The sequence below is a fragment of the Micromonospora sp. NPDC005171 genome (genome assembly GCF_040608575.1).
Lineage (GTDB): Bacteria > Actinomycetota > Actinomycetes > Mycobacteriales > Micromonosporaceae > Micromonospora.
Genome location: NZ_JBEXIM010000001.1, coordinates 626640 through 640545 on the forward strand (window position 1 = coordinate 626640; position 13906 = coordinate 640545).

General features: G+C 71.5%; 11 protein-coding genes and 1 pseudogene. 5 read left to right on the forward strand and 7 right to left on the reverse strand.

Translation table 11 applies throughout. The features are described 5' to 3' along the window. Position 1: 1 nt before the first annotated feature. From rsmG to ABZU74_RS02955, 4 genes and pseudogenes are all read left to right on the forward strand, one after another. Positions 2–853: a 16S rRNA (guanine(527)-N(7))-methyltransferase RsmG gene (gene rsmG / locus ABZU74_RS02940; protein WP_355417700.1), complete on the forward strand. Its 852-nt coding sequence runs from the start codon at positions 2–4 to the stop codon at positions 851–853. A 256-nt stretch (positions 854–1109) separates the two neighbouring features. Then, entirely contained in the window at positions 1110–2435 is a 1326-nt protein-coding gene (locus ABZU74_RS02945; RefSeq protein ID WP_355417703.1) for an AAA family ATPase, read from the forward strand. Between the two features lie 27 nt (positions 2436–2462). Next, positions 2463–3476: a ParB/RepB/Spo0J family partition protein gene (locus ABZU74_RS02950; protein WP_355417706.1), complete on the forward strand. Its 1014-nt coding sequence runs from the start codon at positions 2463–2465 to the stop codon at positions 3474–3476. 1486 nt (positions 3477–4962) lie between these two features. Then, positions 4963–5328: pseudogene (locus ABZU74_RS02955) on the forward strand (hypothetical protein); the annotation flags it as partial. 728 nt (positions 5329–6056) lie between these two features. On the opposite strand, the gene ABZU74_RS02960 reads toward ABZU74_RS02955, so the two are convergent. Then, positions 6057–7058, reverse strand: coding sequence for a D-alanine--D-alanine ligase (locus tag ABZU74_RS02960; RefSeq protein WP_355417709.1), 1002 nt, complete (start codon positions 7056–7058; stop codon positions 6057–6059). A 7-nt stretch (positions 7059–7065) separates the two neighbouring features. Continuing rightward, complete coding sequence (locus ABZU74_RS02965) at positions 7066–8379, reverse strand: PLP-dependent aminotransferase family protein (protein ID WP_355417712.1); 1314 nt, start codon at positions 8377–8379, stop codon at positions 7066–7068. Between the two features lie 295 nt (positions 8380–8674). Here ABZU74_RS02965 and ABZU74_RS02970 point away from each other — a divergent pair, with 295 nt between their 5' ends. Beyond that, positions 8675–9340: a GNAT family N-acetyltransferase gene (locus tag ABZU74_RS02970; RefSeq protein WP_110564833.1), complete on the forward strand. Its 666-nt coding sequence runs from the start codon at positions 8675–8677 to the stop codon at positions 9338–9340. Between the two features lie 13 nt (positions 9341–9353). On the opposite strand, the gene ABZU74_RS02975 is transcribed toward ABZU74_RS02970, so the two are convergent. The 5 genes from ABZU74_RS02975 to sigM form a co-directional block, all read right to left on the reverse strand. Then, on the reverse strand, positions 9354–10517 hold the full coding sequence (locus ABZU74_RS02975) for an N-acetylmuramoyl-L-alanine amidase (protein WP_355417715.1): 1164 nt from the start codon (positions 10515–10517) through the stop codon (positions 9354–9356). 171 nt (positions 10518–10688) lie between these two features. After that, positions 10689–11012, reverse strand: a complete 324-nt coding sequence (gene trxA, locus ABZU74_RS02980; RefSeq protein ID WP_030331849.1) for a thioredoxin — start codon at positions 11010–11012, stop codon at positions 10689–10691. A gap of 31 nt (positions 11013–11043) precedes the next feature. Next, a complete protein-coding gene (gene trxB, locus ABZU74_RS02985; protein WP_355417718.1) occupies positions 11044–11994 on the reverse strand; it encodes a thioredoxin-disulfide reductase in 951 nt (316 codons plus the stop codon). A 183-nt stretch (positions 11995–12177) separates the two neighbouring features. Then, positions 12178–13194, reverse strand: coding sequence for a hypothetical protein (locus ABZU74_RS02990; protein WP_355417721.1), 1017 nt, complete (start codon positions 13192–13194; stop codon positions 12178–12180). Continuing rightward, a complete protein-coding gene (sigM, locus tag ABZU74_RS02995; protein ID WP_355417724.1) occupies positions 13191–13901 on the reverse strand; it encodes an RNA polymerase sigma factor SigM in 711 nt (236 codons plus the stop codon). The genes ABZU74_RS02990 and sigM overlap by 4 nt, the downstream gene beginning before the upstream one ends. Positions 13902–13906 lie beyond the last annotated feature (5 nt).

A 13906-nucleotide genomic window follows, 5' to 3' on the forward strand; every position in this document is an offset into this window, starting at 1 on the left:
GGTGACCCACGACGACATCACGGCCGATGCCGTGTCCGGCCCGGGCGGCACGCCGCCCGGGCCGTCCGCTGTCCGCCCCGCTACCTCGTCCGACGCCGACGGTGAGTCGAACGGGACCGCCCCGTCACCCGCCGACGCGGCGTTGCCGCCCGAGCTGGCTCCGGCGGCGCTGACCCTCTTCGGTGATCGTCTCGACCTGGCCGCCGCGTACGCCGAACTGCTGGCCACCGACGGGGTGGTCCGCGGCCTGATCGGCCCCCGGGAGGCACCCCGCATCTGGGATCGGCATCTGCTCAACTGTGCTGCGGTCGCCGAGCGCATCCCGTCCGGCGCTACCGTCCTGGACGTCGGCTCCGGCGCTGGTCTGCCGGGTCTCGTCCTGGCCATCGCCCGCCCCGACCTCACCGTCACCCTGATCGAGCCGCTCGCCCGACGGACGTCGTTCCTGATCGAGGTCGTCGAGCGACTCGGTCTGGCCAGGTCGGTACGGGTGTTCCGCGGCCGGGCCGACGAGGCTGCCAGCGGTTCGAGCGGCCGGGAGCCGATCAGCGGGGACGTGGTGACCGCGCGCGCGGTCGCGCCCCTGGATCGGCTCGCCGGCTGGAGCCTCCCACTGGCGGTTCGCGGTGGTCGACTGCTGGCGCTCAAGGGCTCGTCCGCCGCGGCCGAGATCGAGGAGCACGCCGACGTGGTGGCGCGACTCGGCGGCGGGGAGCCGGCCGTGCGGCTCTGCGGCGTCGGGGTGATCGATCCACCCACCACTGTGGTGGAGATCGTGCGCGAGCGGATGGTCGGCCCGGCCCGCCCGGCGGCCAAGAAGCGCGCCCGGGGCGGACGCTCCCGCCGAGGTTGACACTTCGCGCCATCGGGCTTCCGGCCGGTGGGTTGCCTCGTTGTACCGGTACGGATGGACGAGGGGATGAGAACCCGACGTGGACCGGCCGCGCCCGTCCGCCGTAGGCTGACCGCGCGTCGATAGTGTGAAGCGGGTGACGGACGTCGCGGGTCTCCGACCGCTCCCGTGGGCCGTACGCTCCGGGTTGCGGGCGTGGATGCGGCCAAGTTGACCGGGGCGCGGACCGACCATCCGAAGCGGGCAGGGATGACAGGTGCATGACGACGGCAGGTACGACGATCCACGCGTGACCGGGTCGACAGACGATCCCGTTTCACGTGAAACCGACTACCCGAGCTGGTCGCCCGGTGCGACCGGGCCATCGACCAGACCTACCGACAGCGATCCGCCGGCAGCGCTCGACCCGCCGTCGGGCACCGGGCGGCCGGAGGGCTCGGCCATTCCGGAGCCGGCGAGTGGTCGTCGGTCGCCGGAGGCGTCGGGTCGCCCGGTCAACGCCGCCGAGGTGCGGGCGACCTCGGGTCGCCGCAACACCGCCGCGGCGGTTCGGTTCGAGCCGGCCGTCCCACACCAACCCACTGCGGCCGTCGTTCGGGACGCCGCGCCGGTGGTCGCCGACGCGCCGGTCGCTTCGACCGAGTCGTTGGCTGCCGTGGCGGCTGACCCCACGTACGTTTCACGTGAAACCCCGACGCGCGAAGAGGATGACCCACCGTTGGCTATGGAGGCGATGCGCGCCGTGCAGATCCTGAATCCCAGTGGCGAGGTGACCATGCCTCGGCCGGACCGGACCCGGGTCATGTGCGTCGCCAACCAGAAGGGTGGCGTGGGTAAGACCACCACCACCGTCAACCTTGCGGTGGCGCTCGCCCTGCACGGCAACCGGGTGCTCGTGGTCGACCTCGACCCGCAGGGCAACGCCTCGACCGGGCTCAACGTCCCACACCACACCGGAATCCCCGATGTGTACGACTGCCTGATCAACAGCGTGCCGCTGGCCGAGGTGGCTCAGGCGGTCGAGGGCATCCCCAACCTCTGGTGCGTACCCGCGACAATCGACCTGGCCGGCGCGGAGATCGAGCTGGTGTCGGTGGTGGCTCGGGAGTCCCGCCTGGACCGTGCGATCGCCGCCTACCCGGGCGAGTTCGACTACGTCTTCATCGACTGCCCGCCCTCCCTCGGTCTGCTCACGGTCAACGCTCTGGTTGCCGCGCAGGAGGTGCTGATCCCGATCCAGTGCGAGTACTACGCGCTGGAAGGCCTCAACCAGCTGATCAACAACATCAACCTGGTACGCCAGCACCTGAACCCGAAGCTCGACGTCTCCACCATCCTGCTGACCATGTACGACCGCCGCACCCGGTTGGCCGACGCCGTCGAGCAGGACGTCCGGAACCACTTCGGCGACAAGGTTCTCCAGGCGGTCATCCCCCGCAACGTCCGGGTCTCCGAGGCGCCGAGCTACGGCCAGTCGGTGATGACCTACGATCCCGGTTCGCGGGGCGCCACGAGTTACTTCGAGGCCGCCCAGGAGATCGCCGAGCGGGGAGTCAAGGAGCCGGTGGGCCGGAATGCGTAGTGCGGACAAGTCGCTGGGAGGCGTGGCATGAAGAACCGTCCTCGGGGCGGTCTGGGTAGGGGCCTGGGGGCCCTGATCCCGACCGGGCCGGCGCCGGGTGCCGCTGGCACCGCGACGGCCGAGCCGGAGTACGAGCAGCCGGACGACGCGGGCACCGTCGCCGCCGCGCCGTCAGCCGGAGCACCGGTCCGCGAGCCGGAGCCCGTGCTCAGCCCGGTGCCCGGTGCTCGATTCGCCGAGATCCCGGTCGACGCGATCATGCCCAACCCGAAGCAGCCCCGCCAGGTCTTCGACGAGGAGGCGCTGGAGGAGCTGAAGACCTCGATCCAGGAGGTCGGCTTCCTCCAGCCCATCGTCGTTCGGCAGCTCGACGACGAGAAGTACGAACTGGTGATGGGCGAGCGGCGCTGGCGGGCCGCCCAGGCGGTGGGGCGGGAGAGCATCCCGGCGATCGTCCGGGACACCCGTGACGACGCCATGCTCCGCGACGCCCTGCTGGAGAACATCCACCGGGCGAACCTGAACCCGTTGGAAGAGGCTGCCGCCTACCAGCAACTGCTGGAGGAGTTCGGGGCCACCCACGAGGAGTTGGCCCGCCGGATCGGCCGGAGTCGCCCGCAGATCTCCAACACCATCCGACTGCTGAACCTGCCCGCACAGGTGCAGCGCCGGGTTGCCGCCGGCATCCTGTCGGCGGGGCACGCCCGCGCTCTGCTGAGCCTCGACGAGTCCGAGGCGCAGGAACAGTTGGCCCTGCGGATCGTGGCCGAAGGGCTGTCGGTTCGGGCGACCGAGGAGATCGTGGCCCTGACGCTGAACGACGGGCCGGCGAAGGGTCAGACCGCAAAGCGACGACCGAAGGCCCACGCGCCAGCCCTGACCGATCTCGCCGATCGGCTGTCCGACAGGTTCGACACTCGGGTGAAGGTCGACATCGGCCGCAGCAAGGGCAAGATCACGATTGAGTTCGCGACGGTGGACGACCTTGAGCGGATCGTCGGGATCATCGGAGTGCAGCAGGAGGAGGGCGGGGAGGGCTAGCCCCATCTGTCACCCACGGCCGCGCTACCCCACCGGGGGCGCGGCCGTTCTGCGTCCAGGGCGTCGCGTTTCACGTGAAACAACCGGCGGCCCCGAGCGGATCGGCGCGCCCGATCGACCGGGCGCCGCCCTCCCCTCGTTCAGCCAGTTCGGCTCAACCTGACCGCAGGGGACAAGGAGACGGGGGTACGTGGGCCGCTCGCACTGGCCCGGCGCCTCTGGCAGCGCAATCCGCGGGCGGCGGGCAGAGGGGGCGGGCCATCAGATTGGACGTACGCGATGATGCTGTCGTCCCAGACCTACCACGGCGGGCGGCGGACGTGGCAGCGGGCCCCGCGCGCGACGACGGCAAGGTGCATGCGCGGTGGCAACCCGGCGGCGAAGCGCCCGGGTGACGGGCGGATCCCTCTACACGCGTCGCAGAAGCCCTCGGCATGGTCCACTCGACCGCAACCACCCCTCGCGCCGCTGCAAGCGTCAGCGAGCCGCTGAGTGGCGCGTAGTGGCGTCTCCGTGGTCATCCTCGAGCGGGCCGAGTTTGCGGTCGCGGTCAGTCGGGTCGTCGCTAGCCGCGCCGCGGCCCCGACAGGAGTCGGCCGAGTAGTCGAGCCGGTCGAGGGGGTGTGCTCGGCGCATTCGGTTTCACGTGAAACAGAGACGTCGCCGCGCTGGTACCGAGCCGAACCCCTGACGGGAGTGACGGTCCAAGAGAGCCGCCGCCTCCACTCGGACGACCGGCATTGGGGTTCGATCTCGCGCCCCATCCGAACGGCCGGGTCCGCTGGTGCACGAGCCGGAATCAGGACTGCGCCCTTCGGGTGTCGTGCACACCGCCGAGAGATGACGCTGTTCCTCGACTGGGCAGGTGGTCATCGCCGAGGCGCTCCCGGAGTCCATGAGCGGTCGGTCGGCGGGTGGGGTAACGGCGGCACTGAAGCGATCGGAGCACGCCCGTCCACCGCCGGTCCCGGTAATCATCGACTCCGCCGATTTGGGGTTCGCGGACAACGAGCGACCGCCCGAAAAGTTATCCACACCGGTTGTCCACAGGCACCCCCCGTTTCACGTGAAACAGCGCGTGGGAGCGGGTGCGAGCCTGTGGATGACGGCCTGTGTTCAGGATCTCGGCAGCCTGTGGATATCGCTTCGCGGTGCCCACAAGACCACGCGGCCCCCGGTCACCGGCGGGCACCGATCCGGTGGCCCGGGACCGCTCAAACAGGTAGGGACAGCGGTGCCAGACTCGGTTAGGGTCAGCGTCGTGCACGACACCCCTCCCTCAGTCCCGGACTTCACCCAGTGGCCGTCATTTCCCTTCGAGGGTGACCTCCACGTGAAGCAACTCGATGATCCGGTCCCGGTCGAACCGCCCCGGAAGGGCGAGGGTCTCCGGGAATGCACCGCCTGCAACGCACCCGACGACGCCTACATCTGGGTGGGCGAGCGGTGGCGGGTCCGCGCCATGGACCGGCCCACAGGTCTGCCCATGGTGCTCATCCTGGAATCGCGGACCCACCTGGACCTCGGCGACCTGCCGAACCTGTTGGCTGCCGAGCTGGGGGTGATGACCGTACGTCTGGAGCGGGCCATCCGGTCGCTCGACGGTGTGGCGCGGGTGCACGTCAATCGCTGGGGCGACGGCTCGGCTCATCTGCACATGTGGTTCCTCGCCCGTCCGTACGGCCGCCTTCAGCTGCGGGGCACGTTCCTGTCTCTGTGGGACTCGATTCTGCCGCCGATCTCCGAGGCGCAGTGGCGGGAAAATCTGGCGCTGGTCGCCGCCTGGCTCGCGGAGTTCGGAGGCCGCCCGCTCGCCGAGCCGCCCCGCATCCAGTGGCAGGCGCCGTCCAGCCTGCTGGCCCAGTCCGCCGCTGCGGATGCCGCCGCCGCGGAGGCCGCCTCAGCGGCAGCTGCTGGGGTGGAGGCGGTCTCGGTCATCGAGGCTGCAGAGGAGATCCCGGAACCAGCGCTCGACTCCACCGATTCGACCGACGCCGACAGCGCGCCCCCGGCCGAACCGGCCGCGGATCCGGACGCCGGTGCCAGCTCGCCGGCGGCCACCGTCACCGACCGGACGGCGGAACCCGCTCGGACGGCCTCCGGTCCGGCGACCGCACCCGCTCGGACCGGATCCGCTACCAACCTGCCCGGCACTCCGACCTTCGTCACCCCGGCCTCCGCCGCGAGGAACTCCGCCGGGGGAACGTCGGGCAGCGCGGCGTCCGACAGCGCCGTCACGACCGAGACGCCCTCCGGCGGATCTCAGGCCGGCCCGGCGGAGACGCCCACCGACGGACCCGCCGTGGGCCCGGCGAGCGGAAGCGGCGACGAGGCCGGTCCCGCCAATCCGGCCGCGTCCGTCTCCGGCAACGGGGGTGCCTTCACTGAGGCCGCCAGCAAGACCACCGCCGAGAGCGGCGTCGAGGGCGCTCCGGGCCCGGCCGTGCGTACCAATGGCAACGACGAACCCGACGTACGCGCCAGCCACTGAGCTGAAATCGGCCATGAGGTTGGCCTACCGAAACCAACCTCATGGCCGATCTGCGGGCGGTGCGCTCGACCGACGGGGTGGCGGGTAGGTCAGTGCTTGGTGAGGCGGGCCGCTGCTCTGGCGACCAGGGTGCCGAGGAGTCGGCCGAAATCCAACCCGGCCGCCTGCACGGCGAGCGGAAGGAGTGACGTCTCCGTCATGCCTGGCGAGACGTTGACCTCCAGCACGTGCGGCTGGCCGGCCGAGTCCACGATCACGTCGACGCGCGAGAGATCCCGCAGACCGAGGGCGGTGTGCGCGGCGAGGGCCACGTCAGCGACCGTGGCAGCCACCTCCGGGTCCAGCCGGGCCGGGGCGTGCCAGGTGGTCCGGCCCGCTGTGTAGCGGGCCGCGTAGTCGTACACGCCGTTGCGCGGCACGATCTCCACCGGCGGCAGCGCCTGCGGGCCGTCACCGAGGTCGACGACCGAGACCGCCACATCCATCCCCGGCACGTACCGCTCCACCAACGCCGTGGAGTAGTACGCGAAGCAGCCGACCATCGCGGCGGGCAGCGCGGAGGCGTCCCGGACCACCGCCCCGCCCAGCCCGGACCCGCCCTGCGCCGGCTTGACCATCAGGGGTACGCCCAGACGGTCGACGATCCGGTCCAGGACGGCGACCGCGCCGAGCTCGGAGAAACGGTCGTGCGGGAGCGCCACCCAGTCCGGTGTGGGGATGCCGGTCTCGCGGAGCACCGCCTTGGCCGAGGGCTTGTCCCAGGCGACCCGGGAGGCTCGGGCGTCACAGCCGACGTACGGGATGTCGCACAGATCCAGCACCCCGCGCAGTGAGCCGTCCTCACCGGTCGCGCCGTGCAGTGCGATCACCACAGCGTCCGGCGGGTCGGCCGCGAGCGCCGGCAGCAGGGCCACGTCCGCGTCTCGCAGCTCGGCCTCCACCCCGACGGCGCGCAGCGCGTCGAGCACCCGACGGCCGGAACGCAGCGACACGTCCCGTTCGTAGGAGAGCCCACCCGCGAGCACCACGACGCGCAGGTCGGCCGAGATGGCGGAATCGGTCACGAGGAGGCGCTCGGCGGTCGTAGCCATGCCGGCATCATGCCAAGTCGGGCCCGGGCACGTCGGAGCCGGCCCGGCCGCGTCGGCCGGCGGCGCCACCCACGGCACCGAAGACCCGGCGCATGGCGATCTCCTGCTCCATCACACCCGCCAGCCGGCGGACGCCCTCGCGGATCCGCTCGGGCGGCGGGAAGCTGAAGTTGAGCCGCATGGCGCCGGTGCCGGTGCCGTCGGCGTAGAAACCAGTGCCGGGAACGTAGGCGACCCGGGCGGCGACCGCTCGCGGCATCATGGCCTTCGAGTCGAGCCCGTCGGGCAGGGTGGCCCACACGAAGAGACCGCCGGCCGGGGTGGTCCAGCTGGTGCCCTCGGGCATCAGGTCGGCCATCGCGTCGAGCAGGGCGTCCCGGCGTTCCCGGTAGACCTCGCGATAGACCTTGAGTTGCTGCCGCCAGGGCATCGTGCTCAGATAGGTGGCCACAGCGGCCTGGGCGTAACCGCTGGGGCAGAGGATCTGCGCCTCACTGGCGATGACCAGTTTGTCGCGGACCGCGTGCGGCGCCAGGATCCAGCCGACCCGCAGCCCGGGGGCGAAGGTCTTGGAGAACGTGCTGAGGTAGAAGACGCCATCCCGGCGGCGGGCCCGCAGCGGGGCCGGGGCCTCACCCTCGAACCCCAGCTGACCGTACGGGTCGTCCTCGACGACGAGCAGGCCGGCGCGCTCGCAGATGTCGAGCACCCGCTCCCGGCGCTCCTCGCTGAGCGTCACACCTGTCGGGTTCTGGTAGGTGGGGATCGTGTAGAGGAACTTGACCCGCTGGCCCGCGCGGGCCAGGTCGGCGATGGCCGTCTCCAGCGCCTCCGGGATCAGCCCGTCCTCATCCATCGGTACGTGGACGACCTGCGCCTGGGCGGCCTGAAAAACGCCGAGCGCACCGACGTACGTCGGCCCTTCGGCGAGCACCACGTCGCCCGGGTCGAGGAAGAGCCGGGCCACCAGGTCCAGCGCCTGCTGCCCGCCCACGGTGACCACGACGTCCTCCGGGGAGGCCCCGCACGCGGCGTCGATCCCGGAGAGCGACATCACCTCGCAGATCCGCTCGCGCAGTTCGAGGGTGCCCTGACCAATGCCGTACTGAAGGGTGGTCACGCCGTGCTCGGAGCCGAGCCGGCCGAGCATCTCGCCGACCGCGTCCAGCGGAAGGGCGGCGATGTACGGTGCGCCGCCGGCGAGCGAGACGACCTCCGGACGACTAGCCACCGCGAACAATGCTCGGATCTCGGAGGCGGTCATCCCGCGTACCCGCCGGGCGTACCGGTCGGTGTAGTCGTCGAGTGTCGTGCCGGTCATGACCTCACCTCGATCGCTGCTCGGGTGGTTCCCGCCCCGGGTACCCCGCACACCGCTGACCATGGCGGCGGACACACCGATTGTCGATCCTAGTCCGCCAGGCCCGTGCTGCCGCCGGGCCGAGGCAGATCGACCACATGGCGGACCGCCCTCGGCGTCCCCCGCTGGAGTGGCCATCTGCGCGTCCCCTCCCGTATCGCCGATCGGCGGCGTACGATCGCTCGTCGGGGGCAGGAAGGCGGCGCTGTCGTTCCATGCCGGTCTCACCACCGAGCCTATTGTGGGGATGCGCCATATGTCGCGACGTCTGGTCAGCCTGACCCTCGACACGTTGGAAGACCTCCCGCGCCCGTGCCGCCAGTGCGTCTACTGGGAGCTCGATCCGGTCTCCGCGGACCGGGCCTGCGCCGCCGGCGATCCGGGCCTGGAGAAGGAGGCGTGGGTCTCCCAGACGCTGCTGGAGTGGGGCTCCTGCGGCAAACTCGCCTACGTCGACGGCATGCCGGCCGGCTTCGTGATGTACGCCCCGCCCGCCTACGTGCCCCGTTCGATGGCGTTCCCGACCTCACCGGTCTCCGCCGACGCGGCACTGTTGATGACCGCCAACGTGGTCGCCGCGTTCGCCGGCGGCGGGTTGGGCCGGATGCTGGTGCAGGGTGTCGCCCGGGATCTGACCAAGCGTGGGATCAAGGCCATCGAGGCGTTCGGCGACGCCAAGTTCGGCGACGCGGACGATCCGGCCGGCGGTTGCGTGGCCCCTGTCGACTTCTTCCTCTCCGTTGGCTTCAAGACCGTCCGTCCGCACCCGCGTTTCCCTCGGTTGCGCCTTGAGCTGCGGACGGCGCTGAGTTGGAAGTCCGACGTCGAGTACGCGTTGGAGAAGCTGCTCGGGTCGATGAGCCCGGAGACCCTGCTCCGTCCGGTCCGTCCGGCCCCGGCCACCCGCTCCACCAACGGCTGACGCCGGCGGCGTTTCAGTCGACCACAGTGCCGGCGGTCACCACGGCACGCAGTTCGCTGACGTCGAGCGATCCGGTCGGGACGTCCCGTTCGATCGGGTAGTACATCCGCTGCACCGCAGCCACGATGGCCTCCACCACCCGGTCCCGGAACCGGGGGTCGACGAGGTGGGCACGGTCGGTCGGTGAGGTGAGATAGCCGACCTCGACCCGGACGGCGGGCATCCGTGTCAGTCGCAGCAGCTCCCACGTCTTGGCGTGGGTACGGCAGTCCCGCAGCCCGGTGCGGGCGACGATCTCCCGCTGCACCAGCCCGGCGAGGCGTTCACCGGTCGCCGAGGTCACCCCGTTGTCGGTGCCGTAGTGGTAGGTCGCGACGCCCTCCGCTTCCGGGTTGGCGTGGCCGTCCAGGTGCAGCGAGATGAACACGTCGGCGCCGAGTGAGTTGGCGAGCAGGGCCCGGTCGGTGTCCGGCAGGCAGCTGTCGGGCGACGGCCCCCGGGTGAGCTGCACCCGCACCCCGGTGGCGGCGAGTCGCCCCTCCAGCCGGCTGGCCAGGTCGTGCACCAGGTCCGCCTCGGTCCAGCGCAACGAGCCGTCGGGCACCACCATCCCGGGGTCGGTGCCCCCGTGCCCCGGGTCGATCACTACCGTCTTGCCGACCAACGCCGGCCCGGACTGCCGGATCGCGTCGGATTCGCGGAGCCACTGCGGGCGGCCACCGACCACCTTGCGACCGATCCGGCGGAGCGCGTTCATGGTGTATGGGCCGCAGGAGCCGTCCGGCGTGAGCCCGACCTCGCGCTGGAACTGGGCCACCGCCCGCGACGTCCGGACACCGTAGATGGCGTCCGCGCGGCCCACGTCGTACCCCATCTCCAGCAGTCGCTCCTGCAGCGAACGGACGTCCTCGCCGGTGAGCGGCTCGGGGACCGCGTGGTAGAGGGTGCGGGCGCCGAGCCGCCAGCGGGCGGCGTCCAGGGCGCGCCAGGTCTCGGCGCCGACCCGGCCGTCCACGCTGAGCCCCCGCGACTGCTGGAACGCGCGGACCGCCCGGTCGGTGTCCAGGTCGAACTCGTCGGTGTGCGGGCCGGCGGCGGCGAGCAGCTCAAGGCCGGTCAGGATGGTACGGATCTCCGTGACCGCGGGTCCCCGGTCACCGGGTCGGATCGGACGCACGCACGACCCCCTCTGCACGACGCTGGCTGGCCGGGCGGCCCAGGCTTGAGGCTATGCGCTCCGGGCGGGCGAGGTGGCTGGGGCGGAGAAATACGTCGACGGTACGGCCGGGAAGACGCCGAACCCCGCACCCGGCGAGCGGGTACGGGGTCCGGTTGATGTTTCTGCTGGTCAGAGGGCTGATTCGATGAGCCGGACCAGCTCGCCCTTCGGCTTGGCACCGGCGATCGACTGCACCGGCTGGCCGTTCTTGAAGACGGTGAGCGTCGGCACCGACATCACCCGGTAGGCCCGAGCGGTCTCCGGGTTCTCGTCGATGTTGAGCTTGACGATGGTGACCTGGTCACCCATCTCCCGGGCAATCTCCTCGAGCAGCGGCGACACCTTGCGGCACGGGCCGCACCACTCCGCCCAGAAGTCCACCAGCACCGGCTTGTCGGCCTGCAGCACGTCAGCGACGAAGCTCTTGTCGGTGACCGCCTTGGTTGTTCCCACTATGCCCCTCCTCCGGGATGTGTTCGTTGTTTCAGCTGAGCGTCGCGATGAACCGTTCGGCGTCGAGCGCTGCGGCACAACCGGTGCCGGCCGCGGTGATCGCCTGACGGTAGGTGTGGTCGACCACGTCACCGGCGGCGAAGACACCGGGCACGTTGGTGCGGGTGCTCGGGGCGTGAACCTTCACGTAGCCCTCGTCGTCCAGCTCGACCTGGCCCTGGAACAGCTCGCTGCGGGGGTCGTGACCGATGGCGACGAAGACACCGGTCACGTCCATCACCTTGGTCTCGCCGGTGTGCACGTTGCGGACGCGTACCCCGGTGACCTTGCCGTCCTCGCCGAGGATCTCCTCGACGGTGCTGTTCCACTCGACCTTGATCTTCTCGTTGCTCAGCGCCCGGTCGGCCATGATCTTGCTGGCCCGGAACGAGTCGCGGCGGTGGATGATCGTCACCGACTCCGCGAAGCGGGTGAGGAAAGTGGCCTCCTCCATCGCCGAGTCGCCACCGCCGACGACCACGATCTGCTGGTTACGGAAGAAGAAGCCGTCACAGGTGGCACACGCGGAGACGCCGTGGCCCAGGTATTCCTGCTCGCCGGGCACGCCCAGCGGACGCCAGGCCGAACCGGTGGAGAGGATGACGGATCGGGCCCGGTAGGCGGTCTCGCCAACCCAGACGGTGCTCACCGCGCCGGAGCCGGCGTCACCGGTGTCCACCAGCTCGACGCGGGTCACGTCGTCGGTGAGGAACTCGGCGCCGAACCGCTCGGCCTGCTTGCGCATGTTGTCCATCAGCTCGGGGCCGAGGATGCCGTCCGCGAAGCCGGGGAAGTTTTCCACCTCGGTCGTGGTCATCAGCGCGCCACCGGACTGCACGCCCTCAATGATCAGCGGCTTCAGGTTGGCGCGCGCGGCGTAGACCGCGGCCGTGTAACCGGCCGGCCCGGAGCCGATGATGATCAGGTTGCGGACCTCGTCCACTGCCGTCTCCCGAGTTGTGTGTGTTCGGCGTCGGCGCGAGCACCGATGCTGATCCGAGTTGCCGACGCCTGGGTGGGGCCGGCAGCTGACTTCCAGAACGCCATCGTACGAACCGGGGATTCCCGAGCCGGGCATCCGGTGGGTCAGGTCACGTGGGCGGTCATCGTGCCATTGACCGTGGATTCACCCTACCCGCGCCGAATACCGGCTGTCCGAGCCGGACCCGGGCACTCCGCACTCCGGGCCGCTCACCCAGGCCCACCGGGCTCCGGTCGCATCGGTGAAACGAATGACAAGCGCCTGATCGCCCTGGAACCGCGCGTAGTCGACCACCTCGACCACAAGTGGGGCCGATCCGTGCTCCGCCGCGACGCTGGCCAGACATGTCGTCAGCGCGACCTCGTCGGTCAGCCGGGCCAGCTGGTCCGACCCGTCGGGAGAGGGACGGCGTTCGCCCTCGGCATCCACCTTCGGCTGCTCGAACGGGGTGTTGCCGGTCGCCCGGCTGGCAGCCGACGTGCTTGGCGCGTTGGTGCCGTACGCGTCGCCGAGGATCTGCGGGGTGTAGTTCGTACCGCTGCGCAGTGTCGGTCCGGTGGTGCGGACCGTCCCGGCCCCCGCGACGCCCTCGGGCGCGCTGGCCGGCTGGTTCATGGCGTTGGTGCCGGCGGAGTCGTCCGCCGCCCGCATCGACAGCTGGTTGAGGCCCAGTGCGACGGCGATCACGGCGACAGCGGCGGCGGCCACGGGCGCCCCACGGCGAGCCCAGCCGCGCTGGCGGCGGCCCGGCCCGGTGGACGCCCCGCGGCCCGACCCGACGGGCGTGCGGACCGCCGGCCGCCGACCCACCTGCGCCGGCACGACCAACCGTGTCGCCGCGTCGCCGTCCGCGTCGACGGTGGGCGCGTCGGCGGGTGCCTCCTCGGTCGAGGTGTCGTCCGGCGGGTCCGCGGACGCCAGCGCGGCCAGCAGGCGGTCGGTGATCGCCGACGGCATCTCCGGGGACGGCCCGGCCCAGCGGGTCAGGTCCGACCGGACCGCGGTCACGGCGGGGGCCAGCAGCGCGTACGCCTCGGCCCAGAACGGGTCCGCGGCGACCAGTCGGGCGACCTCGTCCCGCTGCGGGGTGCCGTCCAACGCCCCGCCGAGGTAGTCAGCGAGGAGGTCGGCGTCGACCTCCCGGAACCCCTCGGTCGTCACGTGTCCTCCTGGTTGGCGTCCCGCCGGTAACGGCCCGACCCCGATCCGACGCCCTCCACCGGGCCGGGGTTCCCCGGCGTGACGCCGGGCACGCCCGTCATCGGGGCGGCATGGTCCGGCCGGGCCGAAGGCGCCCCGACGGCAGTGGGGCGGAGATGCCCGAGCAGCACGGCGAGCCGGGCCCGGCCCCGGGCACACCGGCTCTTCACAGTCCCCTCGGCGACGCCGAGGATGCGGGCGACCTCGGCGACCGGATAGCCCTGCACGTCGACCAGCACCAGTGCGGCGCGTTGCTCAAGGGGCAGCGCGGCGAGCGCGTCGCGGACCACCAGCACTGTGTCGTGGTCGGTTGCCGGTGCCGCCGGCTCCAGCCCGCCGGTGCCGTCCTCGGCCCGGTTGCCGTCCGGCAGCGGCACTGTGGGGTGCGCCTGCCGACGTCGGATCCGGTCCAGGCAGGCGTTGACCACGATCCGGTGCAGCCAGGTGGTGACGGCGGAGTCGCCGCGGAACCGCGCCGCCGCCCGATGCGCCGACAGCAGGGCGTCCTGCAGGGCGTCGGCTGCTTCCTCGCGGTCCCCGAGCGTCCGCAGCGCCACCGCCCACAACCGGTCACGGTGCCGGTGGAACAGTTCGGCGAAGGCGTCCCGGTCTCCGGTCACGTGCGCGCGCAGCAGCTCCAGGTCTGTTGCGGCGGCACGCCCGCCCATCACCG

Coding starts and splice junctions, on each gene's coding strand:
- ABZU74_RS02950 (WP_355417706.1), top strand. CDS start 2,463: ATGAAGAACCGTCCTCGGGGCGGTCTGGGTAGGGGCCTGGGGGCCCTG.
- ABZU74_RS02960 (WP_355417709.1), bottom strand. CDS start 7,058: ATGGCTACGACCGCCGAGCGCCTCCTCGTGACCGATTCCGCCATCTCG.
- ABZU74_RS02965 (WP_355417712.1), bottom strand. CDS start 8,379: ATGACCGGCACGACACTCGACGACTACACCGACCGGTACGCCCGGCGG.
- ABZU74_RS02970 (WP_110564833.1), top strand. CDS start 8,675: ATGTCGCGACGTCTGGTCAGCCTGACCCTCGACACGTTGGAAGACCTC.
- sigM (WP_355417724.1), bottom strand. CDS start 13,901: ATGGGCGGGCGTGCCGCCGCAACAGACCTGGAGCTGCTGCGCGCGCAC.